Origin of the sequence: Niallia sp. FSL W8-1348, from assembly GCF_038006745.1 — a bacterium.
GTDB lineage: Bacteria > Bacillota > Bacilli > Bacillales > Cytobacillaceae > Niallia > Niallia alba.
Genome location: NZ_JBBOVV010000001.1, coordinates 829,485 through 853,874 on the forward strand (window position 1 = coordinate 829,485; position 24,390 = coordinate 853,874).

The window sequence follows — 24,390 nt, forward strand, 5'->3', positions numbered from 1 at the left end:
TAGATAGAAGGGGATACAATAACTAATTAATCGTTTTTTGTTTACGACTTTAGAAAGACAGCATGGGGATTGGATACGTTTTGTTTTGGCTGATATCTATGCCACGTTGGCTGATTTATCTTTGTTTTGGCTGATATCTATGCCACGTTGGCTGATTTATCTTTATTTTGGCTGATATCTTTGCCACGTTGGCTGATTTATCTTTATTTTGGCTGATATCTATGCTCCGTTGGCTGATTTATCTTTATTTTGGCTGATATCTTTGCCACGTTGGCTGATTTATCTTTATTTTGGCTGATATCTATGCTCCGTTGGCTGATTTATCTTTATTTTGGCTGATATCTTTGCCACGTTGGCTGATTTATCTTTATTTTGGCTGATATCTATGCTCCGTTGGCTGATTTATCACTGTTTTTGGCTGATATCCATTCCCATTTGGCTGATTTATCTCTTTAAGAGCAAGGAATATCCTTCTCCTATTGCTATTTCACTGTCTGAATAGATAACTCGGTCAGTGAAAAATTCAGACAGTGACCTATCATTCAAAAAACGAAAATCTTAAGCTTATTATCTATTCAACTGCCACATATCCAGTTTCCGAGACTATCCTTTGCCCCTGCTCTGACAACATCCATTTTAAAAATCTATCAACTTGGGGAGAATCATTATCCTCCAGCGTAATTGCATAAAATTCATTAATGAAGGGATAGCTTCCATCTTTAATTGTTTCTATTGTAGGTGGAATTCCTTCAACCGAAATATTTTTTATTTTGCCATTACGAACCATCTCTTCTGAAAAATGACGGAAAGAAAAACCAATGGCATCACTCTTATTCTGATAATCTGCAGTTTCATTAATAATCCCTTCCATTGCACTTACAACATCTTTTGTGGGCGGATCCATTAATGGCTTTCCACCCATTACCCTTATCAATGCTGTTTGACTTCCACTTTCTGCTGGCCTTTGAAAGGCTCTTATTTTTTTCCGGTTTCCACCGACTTCCTTCCAGTTTGTTATTTTCCCAGAATAGATATCCTGTATTTGTTCCACGCTAAGTGTCTCTATTGGATTCTTCGCATGAACAAAAAAGATAAACGCTTCTCTTCCAATTGGCGTTAATTTTAATTGAACACCATGACTTTCTGCCAATTTATATTGTTGCTCTGAAGGCTTCGGTATAAATATGATGTCTGCCTCTTTATTTAACAATCTCTCAAATGCCTCACCTGTTTGGCTAGATACTACTTCGCTTTCTTCTATAGAATAATCTTTTTCTGGATATACGGCTTGAGCAAACCCAGCATATACTGGATAGAGAGCCGTTGAGCCATCTAACTTCGGAAGATTCCCTTCTATTTTTAAGGTGGATTCTTCATTTAATTGAACTACTTTTGTACCTTCAGAATATGGTATGTATTCCGTTAAATCTGCATCTTGACTACTGACAACCTCTAGACTTCTATCATATTTCACAAAAAGGATATGACCAATCACAATACTTATACTAATGATAAGGATAAATAGATTCGCTTTTTTTGCTGTTCTTTTCTGCCATACTTCAAAGATTGGTAGATTTACTGTCATAATAAAAAATAAAGTTACTATCGGTATAAGCCATAAATAAAACGTACTTGCTGTAAATAAGGATGTGAGGACCGTTAAGATAAACCCAATAAACCCGATACATCCCGTAATAACTATTGCTTGTAATATTTTCATTTTTTCTCCTTTATGCGTTTTTTTTCACTTTCAACAGAAAAATACCACTTTCTTCCTTAAAAACATCATCATAATGTTATATTATCATTTTAGTGTATTTTTACACCTTATTCAAGTGATTATTATTCTTTTTTTAAAATTGTGATTTAAACTGCATAAAAAAAGACGAGTCTCTGTGAAGAACTCATCCTTAAATATACCTTTTATATCAGCTTTCTTGAGCAGTATCGATCTTAAAATAATGGAATAATAAATATGATAGCCAAACACAATCGCGATGATGCCGAATATTTTCAATTAAGCCTTTTAATAGAACTGGATTTAGTGTTTCCTCTTCCAACTGCTCTGTAAGCAAAAGAAGAGATTCTTTCACATAGCGATCATCAACTTCTTCTATTTTCCCTTTTACTAGCTTTATTATTTCCTCTCCTGCAATATTTTCTTGCGTAACAGACTGATGTAACAACTGATATATATTTTCAGTGAAATATGGTGACTTTGTATGTGTAGCAAGAATATCTGTTTTCTCCACCAGCGATTTTGCAAGCATATGTAAATCAAAATCAATCCATTCATTATGACTTAATACAATATGCGTATAAGCATTAAGAAATCCTTTAATACTAAATACTAAATCATATTTAATTGATTGTTTTGATGAATCGTACACTTTTTCAATCATGTGCTCAATTGTTTTTTCCAGCAAATGATCATAGTAAGTAAATTTCTTAATAAATTCTTCATTAAACGAAAGCGCTTGCTCTTTAATGAATAGAGTTGCAAAACTGGAATTTTCTTTAAAGGTATAAAAGATCTCATAATAAAAATGATAAAGGATATCATCCACATGATTGACTGCATAGTCAAGTTTTGCAATGAACTGTTCCATAAAATAATCAACCAATGCCATAATCAGCTCATCCTTGGACTTAAAGGATAAGTAGAAGGCACCTTTTGAAATGCCACAATGATCCGTGATTTGTTGAACGGAAGTAGCCGCAAATCCCTGTTTTGCAAATAATTCTATTGATTTTTCCATAATCAGTTGTTTTTTTGCCATGTTCATACACTCCTATGCACTATTGATTGACATATGACTACTTAGTCATTTATTATAGGTAAATGAGTAAGATTAGTCAATAAAGGGAAGGTGTAATATGAAAGGTTTAGTAAATTTTGTGTTAGGTAACAAGCTAGCGGTTTGGTTACTAACCATTATTATTACTGTATCAGGTATCTATTCTGGTACAAGAATGAATATGGAGACCATACCGAACATTTCGATTCCATACTTAACGGTAATGGATGTTTATCCGGGAGCAACACCGGAAAAGGTGATGGAAGAAGTATCCATGCCGATAGAAAAACTTGTGGAAAATCTAGAAGATGTGAAAGCTGTTTATTCGAATTCTTATTCGAACATGGCAAATGTTCAATTAGAATATGAATATGGTACAGATATGGATGAAGCAAAACGTGCTTTACAATCCGCTCTAGATAATATCACCTTGCCTGACGGCGCACAGGAACCTACAATCACAGCAATCAGTATGAATATGATGCCAGTTGTAGCGTTAAGTGTCAGCAGTACAGAAGAAGATATTACTGAATTAACATCAACTGTTGAAGAAATCATCCTTCCGAAGATTGAAAAGATTGATGGTGTTGCATCTGCAACGATTACCGGACAACATATCGAAGAAGTAGATTTAACATATGATAAGGAAAAAATGGAACAATTAGATTTAACAGAAGACACTGTTAAAGATATGATCCAAGCAAGTAATTTAGCTGTTTCTTTAGGACTTTATGAGTTTGAAGAAGGCGAACAGGCAGTTGCAATTGATGGTAAGTTTATGACAGAAAAAGAACTTAAAGATATGCTTATCCCTGTCACTCCTTCTGAACAAAATCCATCCCCATTTGTTAAACTTAGTGATATTGCCACAATCGAAGTGGTTGGGAAAGTTGAATCTGTTTCTCGTACAAATGGTGAAGATGCTATTGCCATCCAAATTGTCAAAGGTCAACAAGCAAACACTGTTGATGTTGTTAACAGTGTAAAAGATTTAATTAAAGATGAGCAAAAGAATATCGATGGATTAGTAATTGATGTTTCCCTAGACCAAGGGGCTCCAATTGAAGAATCTGTATTTACGATGATTGAAAAAGCGGTGTTTGGTTGTTTAATTGCCGTATTAATTATTTTACTATTCTTACGTGATTTTAAATCAACGATAATTTCCATTATTTCTATCCCAGTTTCTATTTTCATGGCATTAATGCTATTAAACTGGATGGATATTACGTTAAATATTATGACACTTGGTGCTATCACTGTTGCGATTGGCCGGGTTATCGATGACTCTATTGTTGTTGTTGAGAATATTTACCGACGCTTGCACCTAAAAGAAGAAAAATTAACCGGCCGTGCGCTAATTAGAGAAGCGACGATTGAAATGTTTAAACCAATCCTTTCTTCAACTTTAGTAACAGTTGCTGTATTCGCTCCATTAATGTTCGTTGGGGGAATGGTGGGAGAGTTATTCCGTCCTTTCGCATTAACAATGGCATTTTCACTTGGAGCATCACTACTTGTTGCGATTACAATTGTACCTGCTCTTTCTCATTTCTTATTTAAGAAAAAATTATATGGTGAGAAAACAGAAAGTAATCATAAAGAAGCAGGTAAATTGGCAAATTGGTATAAAGGCATTCTTGAAAAAGCTCTTAACCATAAAATCATCACTTCCCTTATCGCTGTTGTTTTATTAGCCGGAAGTGTTGCTCTTACTCCGCTAATTGGCTTTAGCTTCTTAGGAAGTGAAGAAGAAAAAACAATGTATATCACTTATACACCAGAAACTGGTGAATTAAAGGATGAGACATTAAAGAACGTTACAGAAGTAGAAGAAAAAATGCTTGAACGCAAAGATATTGATATTGTTCAATTATCTATCAATGAGACAGCAGATGCGCAAAGTGCGATGATGGGTATGGGATCTGGCGGTGCACTTATGTACCTAATCTTTGATGAAGATATGAAAAACTTCCCTGAAGTCCGCGATGAAATTGAGGACTATATTACAAATATCGATCAATCTGGCGAATGGAAAACACAAGACTTCACATCCATGGGGATGTCAACAAATGAAGTTAGCTATACATTCTACAGTGAAGATTTAGATAAACTTAATGAGTCTGTGAAAAAAGTAGAAGACATTTTAAAAGAAAATGATGGATTAGAAGATGTTACTACAACTGCTGAAGATGCTTATGTAGAATATACATTTAAAGTTAATCAAGATGAATTATTGCAGTATGGGTTAACTGCAGGACAGCTTCTCATGATGCTAAGCCCAGACAATACTAAAGATGTACTAACAACAATCGAAAAAGATGGCGAAGCACTTGATGTTATTGTCCAACAAGAAAAATCAGCACAACCCAAATCAATTGACGAAATGCTAGATATGGAAATTCCAACTGCTCTAGGAAATACGATGCCACTTTCTGAACTAGTAGAAGTTGAAGAAGGAACAACTTTAAATACTCTTTCTCGTAGTAAGGGTGAGTATTATGCAACAGTATCAGGAAAAATTCTCGGTGATGATGTTTCCAAAGTAACGAACGAAGTCGATAAGGAAATTGATAAAATTGACTTACCAAAAGGAGTTACAATGGGAGTTGCTGGTGTAGCAGCAGATATGAATGAAACATTTACGCAATTAGGTGTTGCCATGATTGCTGCTGTTGCGATAGTATACTTTATTCTTGTTGTCACATTCCGTGAAGGGGTTGCTCCATTCTCGATCCTGTTCAGTTTACCGTTTGCTGTGATTGGTTCCTTTGTCGGATTATATCTTTCAGGTCAAACGATATCCGTTTCGGTTATGATGGGATTACTCATGTTAATTGGTATCGTTGTTACGAACGCAATTGTATTAGTAGACCGAATCATCCATATGGAACGCGATGGAATGAATATGCGCGACGCCATTCTTGAAGCTGGATCAACACGTCTTCGCCCAATTCTAATGACAGCTATTGCAACAATCGGTGCATTAGTTCCATTAGCAGTTGGCTCTGGCGGTAGTGGCTTAATCTCTAAAGACCTAGGTATTACAGTTATTGGCGGTTTAATCAGTTCTACTCTATTAACACTTGTTATTGTCCCAATTGTTTACGAAGTTCTTTCTAAAGTATTTAAGAAAAATCGTAAAGATATTGACGAAAGCTAATATTAACTTTTACTAAAAGCCAGTGAAGAATATTTCACTGGCTCAGACCGTAGACAAATCCCTGAATTTTAGATATAGAGGTTTGTCTATAGTATATTTATTAGTCTCTTTGAATAGGGATGTTGCTTTCCGCTTCAGGGGTTCGCTTTCCGTGGGGCTCGCGCTGAGCCGCTTCGGCCTTTGGCCTGCAGGGTCTCAGCTGTCTCGCTAATCCCACAGGAGTCTCACCCCTTCCACTCCAAGCAACGCATGAAAATTCCATTTAAGTTTCTAAAAATCTTTTTGTCGACAAACTGAGCCAGTGAAGAATATTTCACTGGCTTTTTGTTATCATAATTCTCCTGCCAACCTCTTATTTTTAATGGCTGTTTTCTAAAGGATTGTTGTTTTTTCAATAGAAAAAAGAATTAGTAGGAAAATTGGAGCAGCCGGAATACACGAAGACGCCACGGGGATTAGCGAGACAGTCTGAGACCCCGGATGCTTAAGCTTAGCCCCACGGAAAGCGAAGTGTATTCCGGCTGCGAGTAATCGCAACAAACTTTTGCGAAAACAGCCTTTTTAATACTAGGTTTCGTTTACTCGATTGCTCCTTTTTTACTGCTTTCTAATAATTTCAGCTTTCATTCACAATAAAGAAAACTTCCATTAGTGGGTGTTTTTTCTCATTCCCCTTTGACTTTTAAACTTAAAAGACTTTTTTAATTTTCCACAACTCGAGCTCGGGCGTTAAATGGAATAAAATTAATTTCCCATGTTCCCTTCATAAAAAAATACAAACAGGAAAAACTATTCACAATACTCCAATGGAAAGGATTTTGTCATGAAAGTACATTGCTCGAATGAATATGATCCATTAAAAGCAGTCGTCTTAGTTTCTCCCGAATATATGGCTATTAAAGTTCCTATAAACGATATTCAAAAAAAACATGCAAAGAAAAATATCGATCGAAAAGTGGCCGAAAAACAACATGAAATGTTTATTGAAAAGCTGCAAGAAAACGGGGTTGAAACAATCCTTCTTCCTCCTGTGGAAAAATATCATGAACAAGTATTTACAAGGGATATTGGTTTTACTTTAGGAAATCAAATCTTTGTAGCAGAAATGGCCCGAGATGTAAGACGTGGAGAAGAGAAAATTTTAATCGACTATTTGAAGGAACAGGAGATTACTTATACGGATATTAAAGGAAATATGATTGAAGGCGGAGATGTTATCATTGACGGTAAAACGATTTATATTGGCCTCAGCCAACGCACAAATAAATTTGCTATCCGGCATTTACAAACATTACTTCCTTCTTATGATGTCATCGCTGTTCCATTTACAGACTCGTATCTTCATTTGGATTGTGTTTTCAACGTACTTTCCCCTACAGAAGGATTAATATTCCCAGGCGAGTTTCATAAAGAGAAAGAAAGAATGCTGCGAGATCGCTATGATTTAATCCATGTAAATGCAAAAGAGCAAGAGACATTAGGTACAAACGTATTATCCATCGGTAATAAAAAGGTTATTAGCTTACCTGTGAACGAAGGAGTCAATAAAGAGCTTCAAAAAAGAGGCTATGACGTGATTGAGGTGGATTTTTCAGAAATCATCAAGTCAGGTGGATCCTTTCGTTGCTGTTCTATGCCATTGCTGAGAGAATAATTAAGTAACCAATGATAATCAGTGGGGATTCCCATCCCCACTGATTAAAGTTTTCTTTATCCTATTGAAAAAAATGTCTCATCAAATATAGCTTTTCACTACTTTTGTTCCCCTAATATTTTTCTTAAATTATTTAAGCTAATTTCAATGCTTTCAAATGGTGTTCTTCTTGTGGCATCCTGTTCAATAATCCACCACTGTATATCCGCTTCCTCTCCCTTTTCAAGAATTGCTTGAAAATCGATACTCCCAGTACCAACTTCTGCAAAGAATCGTTCTTCATCTGTTGTCATGTCTTTTAAATGGACAAGCTTTGTTCTGTTTTTATATGTATCAATCCATTGTGCAGGATCATACTCTCGCTTTGAAAGCCAGTATACATCTAGCTCTGCAAAAACCAGCTTAGAATCTGTTTCTTCCATTATCGTATCTAATGCTGTTCTTCCATCATACAATCTATCTAATTCAAAATCATGATTATGATAACACAGCGATATCCCTTCTTTTTGACACTCCGCTCCCGCCATATTTAAGAAAGCAATTAGTGACTCATAATCCGCCTCCGTTCTTTTGTCTGGTAAAAGATAGGGACATACTAAAAACTTACTCCCTAAAACTAACTGGTCTTGAATGACTTGGGTTAGATTGCTCTCTAAGTCTGCTAAAGGTACATGACTAGCCGCTACTTGAAGATTTAGTTCATCCAGTAATTCCTTTAATGCGGCTACAGAAATCCCGCCATACCCTGCAAGCTCTACTCCTTGAAAACCAAGGCTTGCAACCTTCTGGAGAGTTCCACGGAAATCCTGTTCACATTCCTCTCTTAACGTATACATTTGAATGGCAATTGGTATATTTTTCACTATATTTCCTCCTTTTAATTAATTCCTTTGAAATCAACCACTTCTACATTATGAAGTAAGTCAAAATAAGTTCCTCTTATCATTGTACAAGAAAACGCTATCATTTTTATAGATTAAGATGGTAAATCGTTAACTTTTTTTGTAAAATGGACTAAAATAACTAGGATGTGTAAGCCATTGGAAAACCATATCAGAAAAGTCATCGAACAAGCAGAAAAAGAATTTGCCATAAAGGTGCTTTATGCCTGTGAATCTGGAAGTCGTGCATGGGGATTTCCGTCAAAGGATAGTGATTATGATGTTCGGTTTATTTATATCCATCATCCAAGCTGGTACTTATCCATTGATCAAAAGCGAGATGTAATAGAAATTCCAAACCATGATCCTATATCAATTCCTGTTGATCCATTATTAGATATGAGCGGCTGGGAATTGACTAAAACACTGAAGCTTTTTCGTAAGTCTAATCCTCCTTTATTAGAATGGTTGCGATCCAACATGATATATTATCAGCGCTTTTCAACCATTGAAAAAATGAAGCAGCTGGAAAAACAAATATTTTCTCCTACTTCTACCATTTATCATTATTTAAATATGGCTAAAGGAAATTTCAGAGAATATTTGCAAGGAGATACCGTTAAGATTAAAAAGTATTTTTATGTATTGCGACCAATTCTAGCAGCCAAGTGGGTACAAACATTCCAAACAATTCCTCCAATGGAATTTGATATTTTGGTACATAAACTTATTCCAGACGGTGAACTTCGCACAAAGATTGACATTCTATTAGAAAGAAAAAAATCTGGAGAAGAATTGACTCTTGAACCACGAATCAACCTTATTAATGAGTATTTGGAAAGAGAGATGCAACAATTAGAAACGTATGCAAAAGGTTTAGAGAGAAATTTAATTGATCCAACTGAACAATTAGATCAGCTGTTTCGTTATACTTTAAAGGAGGTTTGGAACGACTAAGAAGAAGTCATTGAAAAAAGGTATGTTCTCACAAATACTTTTTTCGATGACTTCTTCTGAATTACGATTAAAAACACTTTGTTTTATTAGGCATTTTTCGTATAGTTTGTTGCGATTACCCACAGACGGAATACACCTCGCTTTCCGTAGGGGTCTCAGACTGTCTCGCTAATCCCCGTGGCGTCTACGTGTATTCCGGCTGCTCCATTTTTCCAACTAATTCTTTTCTCCTATTGAAAAAACAACAATCTTTTAAAAAACAGCCTTCTATCAAAAAGTAATTGCGGCATCTTTTGCACGAGCAATTGCATTCGCTTTAATCTCTTCTGCTCTTTCTGGTGCTAAATCATGACCTTCCACAAATAAACCTTGGAAATCATTAATGCCGAAAAATGCCATTAGCGTCTTTAAATAACGGTGTGCCATTTCTTTATCCGCTGCTGGTCCATGAGAATAAATGCCACCACTTGCTTGAATATGAAGAACTTTCTTATCAGTAAGGAGTCCCTTTGGTCCTTGGGCTGTATATTCAAATGTCTTACCTGCAACAGCAACAGAATCTAAATAAGCTTTCATCACTGGAGGAAACAATAAATTCCATAGTGGCGTAACAAATATATATTTATCTGCTTTAACGAATTGTTCACTTAGCTCTGCCAAACGACTAACTTTTGTTTTTTCCTCATCAGAAAGCTGATCAAATCCACTTCCAGATTGTAGCTTTCCCCATCCTTGAAATACGTCTGCATCAATGGAAGGAATATACTCATTGTATAGATTAATATGAATAACCTCATCATTCGGATTAGACACTTCATATTGATCAATAAACGCTTTACCAACTGCCATTCCATATGATCTTGATTCATCAAATGGGTTTGCCGTAATATATAATACTTTTGCCATTTTATTCAGCTCCTTAGAAAAGTCTCTAGTCATCTTTTCTTTACTATAGTGCTGATCGAAACGATATTCAATGGAAGCAGCTATATATTACTAATATTGTCACATTTAAAATAACCGTTAAGGTAGAGAGATCTTTTCTCCCTAAAAACTATTCCTTAAAATATGGATTTAAATGGATAAGTACTTCGTTGATATTATCGTGTTTTTTCATAAGTTTCTTTTTTATTTGTCTAGATAAGTCATGACCTTCCTTAATCGTCTTGTCATAATCGATAGAAATGCGTAAATCGACTAATATATAATGTCCATGTTCTCTTGCACGAAGACGATCAATCCTTTTTACTTCAGAGAAGGAAGCAATCATTTCACGATATTCTGTTAAGATCTCTAAATCGATATTTCGCTCCAGTAATATATCGAAAGCTTCACTTACCATTTCCTTCGCAATTTTAAAAATTAAATAAGCAACGATAATAGTAGCTACTTTATCGCCATAGAGCAGTTCATTTATCGTTAAATTTTCTCCAAGTATAGACAGTAATACTCCTATTGCAGCGGCAATCGAGGCAACTATATCTGCCTTATGATCATAAGCAATTGCTTCAATGGCTTTACTACTTTGTTCATTAGCGATTTTCTTACTATAACGATACAATAGTACTTTTGAAACGTATGAAATAACAGCAACCCACATTGTAATCATACTTGGTGTTGTAATGGGATGGAAGAAACCAATTATAGCTTCATACACCAAATAGATGGCAACACCGAGTAGAATCATCCCGACTATTCCGGATACAATTATTTCAGCTTTTCCATGTCCATATGGATGTTCCTGATCAGCAGGTTTATTGGCAATCCGTATCACTACTAAAACAATGATAGAAGCAAAGACATCTGCAGCAGAGTGAATACCATCAGCAAAAACAGCATCACTATTCCCCATCCAGCCAACTATTAATTTTCCCAATGTTAATACAATATTACTAATTACACTAATCCATGCAACTCGTTTAGCTAGAGATTCTCTTGATCCCATTTTCATCAACCTCATTTATTATTTCCAATAATTTCTATATGTACAAAAAGTCAACCTAACTATCTTAGCAGAAAAGAAATCAGTGGGTCTAGAGAAAAAAAGTTGGCTCTCTACAAATTAAAAATTTACCAATCATTGCGTATTTATTCGATTATGCGTGCTAATAATAAATACGATATAAATCACTTAGTATTTTTCTTACAAACAGAGCATTTTTGCGAAAAGGCATTTGCAAGCCTTCGAGAGGATGACTGCCGAACAATGCATTATTTTCTTAAATAAGTAATGTTGACTAATGAAAAATTCCACTAATTAGGATGGTTATGATGACAACTATTTTTGAAGCATTAAAAGATTATCTACAATTGAATTTAGATACGGAGCCAAAAAATCCGCTTCATGTAGGAGAAGTGATGAGTTGCTGGATCTATCTTACTATCATGGATGAAGCCAGTATCTATATACAAGTTGGCTTAAATACATCAACAGATGATGATGTTATTAAATCGTTAGACGAAAGTTATAAACAATGTGATATACAAGGACAAAGATTCCGAAACTTTCTTAAGGTAGAAGGAATTCCATTACCACCAACTAGTGAACAACGACCACTTTCTAATGCAAATGCTGTTCCACTTGGAGTTAAGATGACAGATGATGAAATTATGAATGGATTAAGCATAAAAACGGTTGCGGCAATCACTCATTGCGCAGCATCTGTCTCTCAATGTGTACGAAATGATGTAGCTACCATGTTTACCCAATGTATGTTAGAAAAAATGAAATTCGGTGCAAGTTTAAAGGATTTGATGAGAAAAAGAGGCTGGATTAAAGTTCCTCCCTATTACTATCCACCGGGTGCGCCAACTTCAAACTCATAAGAACAATTGAATAACCCAGCTATAAGTCAAATGCATGGCCCTAGCACTTTGTTTTGAGGGCACTGAAAAACTACTACTTAATGATAAGTGATAGTTACCAGTTATTTAAATTGGGATATTGTATTTGTTATCCTTTCAAATATGCATTCCCTAATTTTCATTCGAAAAAAAGACTTTTTCAGTGCCCTATTTTTTTAGCAGGAGCATAAAAACATTTACTTAGGGGCATTCTTTTTTATAATTTTTTGTATGAAAACTATATTTGTTGATTATCCTTTTCCAATAGTAAAGCAGCCACAGCTTTGCTTTTTCCCATTTATATACTTTTGCTTCTGTATGATGCAATTCTTCCCAAGCAGAATCTAATTTGTTTGCCTCTAGTAATCTTTTACTGTAATCTAATTTTAATTTTGATAAGTATAAATCGATATAAGGCATTTGTTCTTTACGAAGCAGATTCTCTAATGAATAAATAATTGGATACCGATTTAAAATCGTCAAATCCATACATACGCTGTTTTCTAAGCCACGATAATAAATTGCATAGCTGTCATTTTTGTACGCAATCGGATAGTTCATCCCAATTCGTAACCACATATCTTGATCTTCTCCAAGAGGCTCCCCTTCTTTAAACAGCCCTATTTCTTGAAATACTTGTTTTCGAACTGCAATAGCAGAAGATATAATTGGTAAATCCTTTAATGTTTTTTCCACATAGTTTGTAAATACGCCTTCCCACTTGTCAGGGGTTTGGTAGATAGACGGAATGATCTTTTTTTGGGTTGGCAACCGAATTTCATAACTTGTTGCAAAGGCCCCACATTCGGGATATTTTTCTTTTAAATCCATTATTTTTTCTAGAAATTGCGGCTTCCATTCATCGTCTGCGTCAATAAAAGTAATTAATTCTGCCTTTGCAGCCAATATCCCTTTGTTTCTGGCTGCTGAAGCTCCTTTATGTTCCATTTTGAGCACCGTAATTCGATTGTCTATCCAAGTTTCCGCTTTTACGACACTACCATCTGTAGAGCCGTCATCGACAATAATAATCTCAAAATCCTGAAACGTTTGCGAAATAATTGACATGATTGTTCGTTCGATATACTGTTCCTTATTATAAAGTGGGATAACTACTGAGACAGCGACCATCTTGCACCCTCCCAATTTTTCATTGCTAATGATTGAGCTTCTATTAAAGATAGTTTTGGATAGCGATAATGCCCGGTTATAATTTGATCAAGAGCATGCCATATATTTTCTTCAGTAAATGAATTGGATGAAAGAAGAAAATCTTTGTCTGCCTTAATCTGTTTTGCCCAGCCATCACATTTTGGATGGTAAGAGAGAATGATAGTTGGCGTATTTGTGATATAGCCAAATACAGCACTATGCAACCTCATCCCAATCAATCCTTTTAATGATGCAATAGTGCGAAGAACATTTATTGGATCCTTATCATAAGACAGATGCTTAATTGGTATTTTGGTTTGTAGTTGTTCGATAACCACGCGATGAATATCTTGATCTCCAAAAATAGGATGACCGTTAAAATCAATAAAAACTAATTCCTCAATTTCCTCCTCTTTCAGTTCATTTAAAGCATTTATTATTTTTTCCACCCTTGCCTTTTCTTCACTTGTATCTCGCCCTATATATCTTTCATAATGGCATAAGGAAATTCCCAACCCCTTCCTTTGATGACTTCCAGTGAAATCTTCACCTGTTACAAGAGGTAAGAGCACGGCTAGATCAAATGTTAATTCTGCATGAACATTTGAAGAGAGCGAGGAGACTAATTCATAACTCTCCTCGTCTCTACAGCCAATATAGTTGAATTTTTCCACAAGCTTTCTACATGCTTCTTTCGCAGCTGAATCTCTAAATGGTCCAAAGGATACACCAATTGCAGCTGCTCCTTTCCCTCTATTTAAATCGATTAAATCGCCATCTCTCGTCATTTTATCGGTTGAATGAAAAACAGAGCCACCACCATATAAAATAAAATCACTTTCGTAACACTGCCTGTACAAACGTAGTAAGTTTTCATTGCGTTCTTGTTCTTCTTGAACAAAGAGCGCCTCCATTTCGGCATTTAATGGCAGAATAGGCTTTTGCGTACATGTTCCATATATTTTATCTCCAGAAAGAAATTTCCGGCTTCCCCAAGAGGATACTAGTAATAATGCATCATCTCCGCCATTCTGTTCTCCGTAATAACCTGAAAGAATAATCTTCTTCATCTAAGTACTCCTCCTACCTCTCGCATCTCTTAATAGTATATGGACAATCCATAAAAACGTGAGCAGCAGCGAATAATTGGACAAATTGCTATGGTCCGATTTCTTTTGGACAAGAATAGAATATAAAGTAAACATTAGGGAAAGGACATGATGCTGATGACATTAAAGAAGAAAAGAAAGATACTTTTTATTACAAAAAATTGGGAAAATGGAATAGAAAGAAATACGTATTATTTAACAGAAGAAATTAAAAAATACGTTGATATAAGAATTTGGGAAGAAGACGGTAATATAAGTGAGACACTACAAAAAATGGACTTTCAGCCTGACTTTATCCTAGTAAATGATTTACGTCCTACTCGATCACCGAAGGTAACTGGCCTAAAGGAGTGCAATATTCCATTCGGAATCATTATGCATGATTTAACCTACCAAATGGATCAAAGAAGAGCTTTCATTAGGGAAAATAATGTGAAGTATATCTTTACCCACTATAGAGATACATTTTTAGAATGGTATCCAGAATTTAAAGATAAAATGATATGGTTTCCCCATTATGTAAATATCGATGTATTTAAAGACTTCAATCAACAGAAAACAATTGATTATTTAATGATGGGCGCTGTACATCCTACTATTTATCCATTACGTCAAAAAATTCTCGATGAAATGAAGCATTTACCTAATTTCATCTATCATGCACATCCTGGCTATTTTCACAAACAGTACGACGAGAAATCGTTTAAGGTAGCTAGCAGCTTTGCGCAAGAGATTAATAAAGCAAAAATGTTTTTTACCTGTGATTCCATTTACCATTATCCAGTAATGAAGTATTATGAGACTTTGGCTTGTAACACATTATTACTAGCTTCCTGCACAAAAGAAATCAAGGATTTAGGATTCATCCCTGGTGTTCATTTCATTGAAATAAATGAAGATAATTTTATGCGCAAAGCAAATTATCATTTAAGAAATTATGATACATTAGGGAAAAAAATCGCTTTAAATGGATATAAAATGGTAAGACAAAAACACTCTGTACAGGTGCGTGCGAAACAGCTCCTTGATCATATTGAAGTGATTCTTTCTAAGGAAGGAGGAAACGAACAATGAGAATATTATATCTTGGTTATTTAGGAGTTAATAATATCGGAGATGAGGTTTGTTATGAAGCATTTGCTCAAGCTTGTGAAAGATGGCTTAACGAAGAGTATACTTTATTCTCCTACCCTATAAATGCAGCTAAAACATTGACTGAATTATATGTAGAAAAGCCTTTCGATATTGTTGTTTTAGGGGGAGGATCTTTATTTCAAGGTAATTTCTTTATTGATTTAGCTTTAGAAGCAATAGAAATGAAGCTTCCCCTTTATTGCTACGGAACAGGTATCGATTATATGACAGAAGAAACAATCGAATCCTTTAAAAGAGGCGAATTCCAATTATCTTTCACCAATTTTCATAACAAAGAGATTAATAAAGAGAAAATAAAAAAAGTGATAGAGTATTCTACATTCGCAGGTCTAAGAGGCCCTCTTACACATAAATATATTAAGAGTTTACCCCCTTCATCAACAAGTAATTATCAAATAATCGGTGATTCCGGCATGCTTTTTACTCCTAAATTAGACGATTATATAGAAAGAAAATACTTGCATGACTGCAATAAAAAAATCATAGCAGTCAATTGGGGAACCACTAATAACATCCTATTTGGTTATGATGAGAATAAGCTGAAAAATCAAGTGATTAAAGCATGTACAAATCTTTTAAATAAAGGCTATCAAATTGTTATTTTCCCAATGTGGGATCTGGATATTCCTCATTGCAAGGATTTATATGAAAGCATTAAAGAAAGAGGAAAAGTCACTTTCATACCAGAAGTATGTACTGCTTCGCAAATTTATTATTTCTTATCGCTTTGCCACTTTTCCCTTAACCTAAAGCTGCACGCAAATGTACTCTCTGCCTCAAGTGGGACACCTTTTATCCAGTTAGCTTATCGCTCAAAAGGAGTGGATTTCGCAGCCTCCATCCACCAATTACCCTATACGTTATTAACCAATACAAATAAACTGGCTGAAACGATTGAAAAGAAAGAATACTATTTAACAAGTAATAAAAACCGAAAGAAAATTAGACTAGCAAAAGAAAGAATCGTAGCGAAACATAAAAACTTTATATTATCGTTAAAAAAGTAGCTGGGACATAAGTATTTTCAATCAAATAACCCCAAACAATTATACGTACATGCTAAAAAAATTCGTATAATTGTTTGGGGTTTTATTCATTTTAAAAAGGAAGGTTTGTGGTGATCACCCGCAGACTGAATACACTTCGTATTTCCTACTAATTATACTTTCTTAAAAAAAATAATGGAACGAAACAACTTTTAAAAACGTAGTGAAATGGAGGGGAGGACACTCAACTTCTGCGGGAAGTAGAGCAGTCTTTAGACCCCACAGGCTTTAGCCGAGGAAGCTTAGGTTGCTCCCCGGCGCATAGAGTGTCTGTAGCGAAATGGAACGAGTTGGTTTCGCTACTAAATGAGAGATTGTTTGTCTTTATCTATTATGTATTTTGTTTTGTCCCAGTCTCTTATAACAAAGAAGTGCATGTAATTATAAATAAAGAAGAGATATGTCAGTTGTTTTCTCACACTTTCATTGTATTAGAATGACAAATAGAAGCTTTAAACCTTCCTTTTATGTTTGAGTGAATCCTCTAACCAAAGGAGCGAAAAGCTTCTATTAATCTTGTTATTTTATTTTTCATATTCACTTATCTGTTTTAAGCATAGTTCATAAACGTCTACTTCCCGATACCATTTATACCATTCCATTGTATAATATATTGTTTGGTCAATATTCCATTTTGGGTGCCAGTCTAAATAGTACTTTGCTTTATTTATATCCAAACTAAGAAGCTTTGCTTCATGTTCTGCAGTATGTGACGAATCTACTTCCCATCTACCATCCTTCCACTGCTCAACAATTTTCTCAACTAATTGTTGTACCGTTGTAACACTATCTGATTCTGGTCCAAAATTCCAGCTTTCCGCATATTCGATTTTACCTTCATATAGATAAGCACCTATTTTTAAATAGCCAGAAAGCGGCTCTAATACATACTGCCATGGACGTACAGATTGAGGAGAACGCAGTTTAATGGACTGACCAGCTAATAAGGAGCGAACACTATCAGGAATGATTCGATCTTCTGACCAATCTCCTCCTCCTATAACATTCCCCGCTCGGACAGAAGCAATTAACTTCCCGTGACTACTATAGGAATCGATTGGAAAGAAAGAATGCTGATAAGAGGAAATCAATAATTCGCAGCATCCTTTACTTGAACTATATGGGTCATACCCACCCATTGGATCGTTTTCACGATATCCCCATACCCATTCTTTATTATCGTAGCATTTATCACTTGTTACCATCACTCCTGCTTTTACGGACGGAGACTTTCTTATCGCTTCTAACACATTCATCGTTCCCATCACATTCACTTCATACGTATAGACAGGGTCTCGATAAGACTGTTTCACTAATGGCTGTGCAGCCAAATGAAAGACAATTTCTGGTTGATATTGTGCAAAAACTGCTTGTAACTTCGTAGCATCACGAATATCTCCCCTTATATCCTTCATTTTATTATTCATATTAGCCAATTCAAATAGACTTTCTTCTCCAATCGGATCTAAAGAATAACCAATTACGTTCGCACCTAGCTTTGTTAGCCAAATAGCTAGCCAAGAACCTTTAAAACCTGTATGACCAGTTATCAAAACCTTTTTATCTTTATATATTTGTTGCCAATCAGTTGTCATAAGTAACACCTCCACTCCCTTTAATGATGATGATAATAACTTTTATACCAGGCAATGGTTTTCTTTATTCCCTCTTCTACGGAAACGGCTGGAGTCCACCCAAGCACCTCTTGAATCTTTGTTATATCAGGAATAGGTGCATTTCTTTCATTTTCCCTTTTTGGTATAGCACCATACAAAGGTACTTGCTTTGTATCTAAATGCTGATAAATTAAATCAACAAAATATCGCAAAGGATGGGCAGTTCCAGAAGCTATATTTAAAATCAAATTACTGCCTTCAGATGTGGCTGCAAGAATTAAGCCATCGACAATATTTCCAACATAGCTATAATCACGATATTGATCACAAGTTGTTAATTTTACATGCTCATCACGCATTACTTTTTCAATAATATGCGAAAATAATTTATGGTTATCCTCTGCCTCCCCAAAAATATTAAAAGCACGCAAAGTGATAATGGGAAGTTTATAATCCAGTGCTAATTGATGCGAAATAATCGTCGAAGCTGCTTTTGTACTGCCATAAATATCAACTGGTTCTAATAGCATTTCTTCATGAATTAGCTCTTTTTTATCCCCATATTCAGAACTACTTCCAAGACAAATAATTTTTTTGCATTTTGTATCTTTTGCTGCAAATAAGATATTCATTGTTCCTACTATATTCGTTTCATATGCAAGTAAGTCATTTCTATTACTTGGGTTTGTTCCATAAGCTGCTAAATGAAAAATATAATCTGGTTTAAATTCATGGATAATTCGACATATGTCTGAGCGATTTTGAATATCTGCCTCATATTTTTTTAAATGAGGCAAATATTCCTGTACTCTCCAAGGATTGGAATGTTCCCGAACAATGACAGCGATGGACGCATTTTCTTTCACAAGCTGTTTAATAAGATGGGATCCAATAAAACCATAAGCACCTGTGACTAACACTTTTTTATTTTTCAATTTCATGACATTCACCTCTTATAGAGAAGCGATGGAATAAGGATTTTTAGCAGTATAATTGGCAGGCACATTTGCAAAGAATTGTGCATTGTTAGAAAGGCGGTTTGATATCTCTCTTAATTTCATTAAATACGGATTATAAATATTCGTTAAGATGGCAGACGATATATTAACTTCTTCTAGCTTCCATAAGTCAAATTCATTTACATTTAAGATTAACAAACTACCAAAATGGAAGAACATTAATGGATTATTGTCAATATATACATTATTCTCCCTCATGGTTACTTCTTGCTCGGCATTATTTAGAATAAGGTTCCATGGAGCAGCGTTAATTCCTGGGTTTTCACTCACTTTTATATTTTCAAATAATTCTGGGATACGATCCAAATACAATTGATCTCCCCATGATTTCCGTTCATCATTGTATACATCAGAGCATTCTTCTAAGCATTTTTTCTTCCACCAATTTAAAATTTTTCTACTATTCCCTTCATTTTTAAATCCGATAAATCCAGCTTGATATTGCCCATGGAAATGTTCCAGTAAGTCTGTTCCACGTTGACGGCATAAATAAACTGAATATCTACCGAAGTCATTAGTCACAGAAAGTGGGTTAGAGAAGAAATATAAATCACTATCGCAATAGAAAAGATGGTCAATATCAGAATGCGTTGATAATAAATGTTCTAGTAATGTCGCCTTTATTGTCCAACAATATTCTTGCAATGTCCGTTGTTGTTTTAGCTCTTTTAACTGTGGCGTTTCAATTGTTTCTACTGGGATTAAGGTGACATTTTTTAAATTCAAGTTAGATAAGACATCATAGGTTTCTTGATCCATCGTACAAATCCATAAATGAAAATTTTCTATCTGCTTACTAAGCGAGTCATACATTGCAAGTCCTTTAACCAAATACTCTTTACTAAATATTGAAGTTAATAGCAAATAATTATTATACTTAATCATTTTTCTTTTTAACTTAGTGGAATGATACTTTGTCTTTGCTTGAATAAAATCATTCGTTGATAATGTTGCTTTTATGATTCCAGGATAACTATTTTGATAAGATGTAATTACTCTTTCTAAATGATCAAGGTAGGGAACATAAATATAATTCATAATTTCCTTCTGAATATTTAATTGATGCATATTCCATAAATCATATTTATCACTGCTATAAATAGTTAAACAAGAGAAGTGATAAGCAACAAGCGGATCATTATTTATAAAGACTTTATCACCTTGTAAGGAAATTTTGAAATTATTATTGTAGATTATATTCCAAGGTGCAGCATTTACTCCTAAGTTAGAAGATATTTGAACGTTCTCATACATAATTGGAAGCTGATCTAAATACTTTTGATCCCCAAATCGACCATTGCTTTCAACGACACTACACCATTCAATACATCGATCCTTCCACCATTGAACAGCTGCTAATCCTGTTTCATCTTTTCTAAATCCAACAATACCCGCTTGATACTTTCCATACTTTTGTTCTACCCAATCTAAATCTCTTTGTGGAGTCAAGAAGATGGAAGCAAAACCCCATTCATTAAAAATACTATCCGGATTAGAGAAGAAATAAATATCTCCATCACAATACAATACTTGCTCAACATCATTATTTTTGAGGATATATTCAATTACGAAAGATTTTAATGTCCAACAATATTCATTTATCATTCTTTCTTGTTTAACAGCTCTTAATTGGTCATCCTCTATTTCTTCTACTCTAATAAGATGCATATTTTTTAGATTTTTTTCATTTAAAAACTTGTACGTAATAGCATCTGTGCAACAAACCCATAAATTGAAGTTATTGCTGTTTTTAACAAGCGACTCATAAAATGCCATAATCTTCATACAGTATTCTTTTCCAGCAATAACACAAAAATTTTGATTTGTAGAGGCAATTGGCTCTTTAGGAGATAATTTAGTTTCTACTTTGGTCATAGTTAATGCTTCTTTTTTCGCTTTTTCTTGGGCTGTCACTTCTTGTCTTGCCTTTTCCTGAGCCACTGCTTCTTGTCTTGCCTTTTCCTGAGCTGCTACTTTTTGTCTTGCTTTTTCTTGAGCTGCTGCTTTTTGTCTTGCTTTTTCTTGAGCTGCCGCTTCTTGTTTCGCTTTTTCCTGAGCTGCCGCTTCTTGTCTTGCTTTTTCCTGAGCTGCCGCTTCTTGTTTCGCTTTTTCCTGAGCTGCCGCTTCTTGTCTTGCTTTTTCCTGAGCTGCTGCTTTTTGTCTTGCTTTTTCTTGGGCTGCCGCTTCTTGTCTTGCTTTTTCCTGGGCTGCTGCTTCTTGTCTTGCTTTTTCTTGGGCTGCTGCTTCTTGTCTTGCTTTTTCTTGGGCTGCCGCTTCTTGTCTTGCTTTTTCCTCAGCGCTCTGTGAATTACTACCCAGTGTTTCTGGATCATTTTCACTAACTACTGAATTTGGAGTAGCTATCTCCTCCAATGAGGAATTATCTTCTTGCGGAGAAGGTAAAGCTAACACCTTATTGTTTTTTGCCCCATTTAAGATTCCAACTAAATTATCTACATGAAATTTCACCGAAATCTCTTTTGAAAATAGTGAAATATTTATAGTAGCAGACTTATCTTTTTTTTCATTATTAGACACTGCTTCCAGAAAGTCATTTATAATATTTCTTTTTAGCCATTTCATGGCAATCCTCTCTCTCCCTTATACCAATTATTTTTGTTTCCATATCTTTCTAGCATCTTCTAAATCCTTTGGTGTATCAATAGATAACCAGGCTCCTTCATGCAGATAGACAGCTAGTTCTCTCTTTTCAATTAACTTTCTTAACGGCTCTTCCTCTAACACACAATCTGGCTGTGCTGATAAATACTGAAAGAACTCCTTATTACAAACAAAGAATCCCCCGTTAATCCAGTCATCTAGAACCGGCTTTTCTGAAAAGCGACTAGCAATTCCATCTTCTATATCAAGTACTCCATATTGATTATTTTTTTTAATACCGGTAAGTGTAACGGTTTTTCCTTTTTCCTTATGAAAAGCAATGAGTTCATCTAAATTAATATCAGACAAACCATCCCCATATGTTAATAAAAAGATATCATCTTCTATATATTGTTCTAACTGTTTAATTCTTGCTCCAGTCATCGTATCTTGACCTGTATCAATACAAGTAATTTTCCAGGGCTCTGTTTTTCCGAGAATGTCATATTGATTGTTTAATAAATCTATTTTTATATTATTTTTTCTCCAAGCTAAATTCACGAAATAATCCTTAATTTGATCTCCTTTATATCCCAATGGCAGAATAAATTCTTGGTGTCCATATTCACTATAATGTTTCATGATATGCGATAATATCGGTTTTCCATTAACATCAGCTAAGGCTTTCGGTATATTTTCTGTTAAGCCTCTCATTCTCATCCCTTTACCCCCACATAAAATAACAACTTTCATGCTTTCACCTCTTCTCTTAGTATTTTCATGCCATTATATGTACAGGCTACTAAGTATGCGTAGGTTGTTTCATTAGGTTTGATAAGATATAGGCAAAATTTTCGTTGGAAAGGAGAAAAATTTTATATGACAGAAATTTTTTTCAATAAATAGTAATTAAATCACTAGTGTTGCATAAATGTTGTTAGAATATTCAGTTTAAATATGTCCCCTGTTAAGAGCCAAAAAAGTAAATACCCAACTAAAGGTGGATCCATCCATTTGGAAATTTTTTTACAATTAGACTTAAGAGACGACGACAATTTGTTTATTAAGGAATGGTTTTTCCTTCAATCTTTCGAAGCCAAATATGTGCTGGTTTCCACAAAGCTGCCCGTAAATATCGGCTAATTTGTAGGGTTTTTCGTTTACTTTTTGTCTCGATTTGTGCGAGAACATGCAGGCAAAAAACAATAAGTGCGATAAACACTTGATTCTGAATTGCCCATTCGCTTTGGCCGTAAAACTTTTTGATATGGAGATGTTGTTTAATCCATTTGAAAAATAACTCAATCGCCCAGCGTGATTTATACATCTTTGAGATTTCTTCAGCACTTAAATCAAAACGATTTGTGATTAAATGAAGCTCATTTCCTTTTGAATCAATCACTTTTAGAAGACGAAAGTAATTTTCGGCACGGTTTTGCGTCGTACCAATCAACACCATTTGATCCGACAAAACAGATGTATTCTCGGGTAGTTTAAAATCGTAAACCTCCCGTATGACTGCGTTTTTTCGCAGCCTAGAAAGGAAAAAGTAGCCGTCATCTGTCATCCGATCAAAGCGTTCGTAGTCTAAGTAACCACGGTCAAACACATACATACATTCCTTGTCATCAACCATTACTTCAAGCTGACCGCGGTCATGTTCTTTGGCCGTTGTCATAATGGCCTTTTCGGGATAGGATATACCTTTTTCCATAAACACAAGGCGTAAGTGCAATTTAACACCCGCTTTTGTTTTGCGGAATTTTGCCCATTTATGATTAGTCAAATTGAGAGGCAATGTGCTTGAATCAATGATTTTTAATGGCATCACAAGTTTCGTGTTGTGCGTTTTGGCATGAATTTGTGAAACTAAATCAAGGAAAAGCTTTTGGAATAAGTCTGGATTCATGCCATTTAAACGGCGTGAGAGTTGGGAAATACTGATAGAATCAAGATCAATGCCCTTTTGCAGTTGATCATCGAAAAGACAATCGCTCAGCGCATGCAGACTTTCGACTTCTTCTAGCTGCGCAAAAAGTAATAATTTTAGAAATGACTCTGTCGTTAGTTTTTTCGTATAGAAATCTAATTTCAACGTTTTCACGTTTTCTTCAAATAATTGAAGATTTATTGGTGAAAACCATTGTCCAAATGAAGTTTTTCGTGTAATCTTGTCCATGCGATAGTCCTTTTTAGTGGATTTGGACGGGTTACCACCTAACTTATCCATTATAAAGGACTTTTTCTTTGCATAAAATGATAAAATTGAACATTTCAAGTATTTTTAATAGTTAAATTAAATTAACGCAACACTAGTGTAATTAAATAAATAATTAGAAAGGGAGAATTTCATATTAGAAAGGGGATGGCGTCTTTAAACCAGCTATTAATGGAT

Annotated in this window: 18 protein-coding genes; 6 read left to right on the forward strand and 12 right to left on the reverse strand. The window is 34.9% G+C overall.

The window, feature by feature from the left end; translation table 11 throughout:
• Positions 1–571 precede the first annotated feature (571 nt).
• Positions 572–1,720, reverse strand: a complete 1,149-nt coding sequence (locus NST60_RS03995; RefSeq protein ID WP_048718730.1) for a PstS family phosphate ABC transporter substrate-binding protein — start codon at positions 1,718–1,720, stop codon at positions 572–574.
• A gap of 208 nt (positions 1,721–1,928) precedes the next feature.
• The gene (locus NST60_RS04000; RefSeq protein WP_048718732.1) at positions 1,929–2,780 is read right to left on the reverse strand and encodes a TetR/AcrR family transcriptional regulator; all 852 of its coding nucleotides are present in this window, start codon (positions 2,778–2,780) and stop codon (positions 1,929–1,931) included.
• 97 nt (positions 2,781–2,877) lie between these two features.
• Here NST60_RS04000 and NST60_RS04005 point away from each other — a divergent pair, with 97 nt between their 5' ends.
• The gene (locus tag NST60_RS04005) at positions 2,878–5,961 is read left to right on the forward strand and encodes an efflux RND transporter permease subunit (RefSeq protein ID WP_212121695.1); all 3,084 of its coding nucleotides are present in this window, start codon (positions 2,878–2,880) and stop codon (positions 5,959–5,961) included.
• An 823-nt stretch (positions 5,962–6,784) separates the two neighbouring features.
• Positions 6,785–7,615, forward strand: coding sequence for a dimethylarginine dimethylaminohydrolase family protein (locus NST60_RS04010; protein WP_048718737.1), 831 nt, complete (start codon positions 6,785–6,787; stop codon positions 7,613–7,615).
• A 98-nt stretch (positions 7,616–7,713) separates the two neighbouring features.
• Here NST60_RS04010 and NST60_RS04015 read toward each other — a convergent pair whose 3' ends face one another.
• Entirely contained in the window at positions 7,714–8,478 is a 765-nt protein-coding gene (locus NST60_RS04015) for a sugar phosphate isomerase/epimerase family protein (protein WP_048718739.1), read from the reverse strand.
• Positions 8,479–8,655: 177 nt separating this feature from the next.
• Here NST60_RS04015 and NST60_RS04020 point away from each other — a divergent pair, with 177 nt between their 5' ends.
• The gene (locus NST60_RS04020) at positions 8,656–9,453 is read left to right on the forward strand and encodes a nucleotidyltransferase domain-containing protein (RefSeq protein ID WP_169188180.1); all 798 of its coding nucleotides are present in this window, start codon (positions 8,656–8,658) and stop codon (positions 9,451–9,453) included.
• A 270-nt stretch (positions 9,454–9,723) separates the two neighbouring features.
• Here the strand turns inward: NST60_RS04020 and NST60_RS04025 are convergent, their stop codons facing one another.
• Positions 9,724–10,359: an FMN-dependent NADH-azoreductase gene (locus NST60_RS04025; RefSeq protein ID WP_048718744.1), complete on the reverse strand. Its 636-nt coding sequence runs from the start codon at positions 10,357–10,359 to the stop codon at positions 9,724–9,726.
• Positions 10,360–10,507: 148 nt separating this feature from the next.
• Positions 10,508–11,398: a cation diffusion facilitator family transporter gene (locus tag NST60_RS04030; protein ID WP_169188179.1), complete on the reverse strand. Its 891-nt coding sequence runs from the start codon at positions 11,396–11,398 to the stop codon at positions 10,508–10,510.
• A gap of 323 nt (positions 11,399–11,721) precedes the next feature.
• Here NST60_RS04030 and NST60_RS04035 point away from each other — a divergent pair, with 323 nt between their 5' ends.
• Positions 11,722–12,279: a DUF3231 family protein gene (locus tag NST60_RS04035; protein ID WP_235678807.1), complete on the forward strand. Its 558-nt coding sequence runs from the start codon at positions 11,722–11,724 to the stop codon at positions 12,277–12,279.
• Positions 12,280–12,498: 219 nt separating this feature from the next.
• On the opposite strand, the gene NST60_RS04040 is transcribed toward NST60_RS04035, so the two are convergent.
• Together NST60_RS04040 and NST60_RS04045 are read right to left on the reverse strand one after the other, a co-directional pair.
• Positions 12,499–13,428 carry a glycosyltransferase family 2 protein gene (locus tag NST60_RS04040; RefSeq protein ID WP_101730266.1) on the reverse strand — a complete coding sequence of 310 codons (930 nt, stop codon included), beginning with the start codon at positions 13,426–13,428 and terminating at the stop codon, positions 12,499–12,501.
• A complete protein-coding gene (locus tag NST60_RS04045) occupies positions 13,410–14,519 on the reverse strand; it encodes a polysaccharide pyruvyl transferase family protein (RefSeq protein WP_235251776.1) in 1,110 nt (369 codons plus the stop codon). The genes NST60_RS04040 and NST60_RS04045 overlap by 19 nt, the downstream gene beginning before the upstream one ends.
• 156 nt (positions 14,520–14,675) lie before the next feature.
• Here NST60_RS04045 and NST60_RS04050 point away from each other — a divergent pair, with 156 nt between their 5' ends.
• Together NST60_RS04050 and NST60_RS04055 are read left to right on the forward strand one after the other, a co-directional pair.
• On the forward strand, positions 14,676–15,632 hold the full coding sequence (locus tag NST60_RS04050) for a glycosyltransferase family protein (protein WP_224428024.1): 957 nt from the start codon (positions 14,676–14,678) through the stop codon (positions 15,630–15,632).
• Complete coding sequence (locus NST60_RS04055; protein WP_341098224.1) at positions 15,629–16,720, forward strand: polysaccharide pyruvyl transferase family protein; 1,092 nt, start codon at positions 15,629–15,631, stop codon at positions 16,718–16,720. The genes NST60_RS04050 and NST60_RS04055 overlap by 4 nt, the downstream gene beginning before the upstream one ends.
• 563 nt (positions 16,721–17,283) lie before the next feature.
• Here the strand turns inward: NST60_RS04055 and rfbG are convergent.
• The 5 genes from rfbG to NST60_RS04080 all read right to left on the reverse strand — a co-directional run bounded on the left by rfbG (position 17,284) and on the right by NST60_RS04080 (position 24,174).
• Positions 17,284–18,354 carry a CDP-glucose 4,6-dehydratase gene (gene rfbG, locus NST60_RS04060; RefSeq protein WP_341098226.1) on the reverse strand — a complete coding sequence of 357 codons (1,071 nt, stop codon included), beginning with the start codon at positions 18,352–18,354 and terminating at the stop codon, positions 17,284–17,286.
• Between the two features lie 20 nt (positions 18,355–18,374).
• Positions 18,375–19,316, reverse strand: coding sequence for an NAD-dependent epimerase/dehydratase family protein (locus tag NST60_RS04065; RefSeq protein ID WP_169188176.1), 942 nt, complete (start codon positions 19,314–19,316; stop codon positions 18,375–18,377).
• A gap of 12 nt (positions 19,317–19,328) precedes the next feature.
• Positions 19,329–21,977: a glycosyl transferase gene (locus tag NST60_RS04070; RefSeq protein WP_341098227.1), complete on the reverse strand. Its 2,649-nt coding sequence runs from the start codon at positions 21,975–21,977 to the stop codon at positions 19,329–19,331.
• A 27-nt stretch (positions 21,978–22,004) separates the two neighbouring features.
• Entirely contained in the window at positions 22,005–22,748 is a 744-nt protein-coding gene (locus NST60_RS04075) for a sugar phosphate nucleotidyltransferase (protein WP_101730272.1), read from the reverse strand.
• A gap of 310 nt (positions 22,749–23,058) precedes the next feature.
• Positions 23,059–24,174, reverse strand: coding sequence for an IS4 family transposase (locus tag NST60_RS04080; protein ID WP_100525938.1), 1,116 nt, complete (start codon positions 24,172–24,174; stop codon positions 23,059–23,061).
• Positions 24,175–24,390 lie beyond the last annotated feature (216 nt).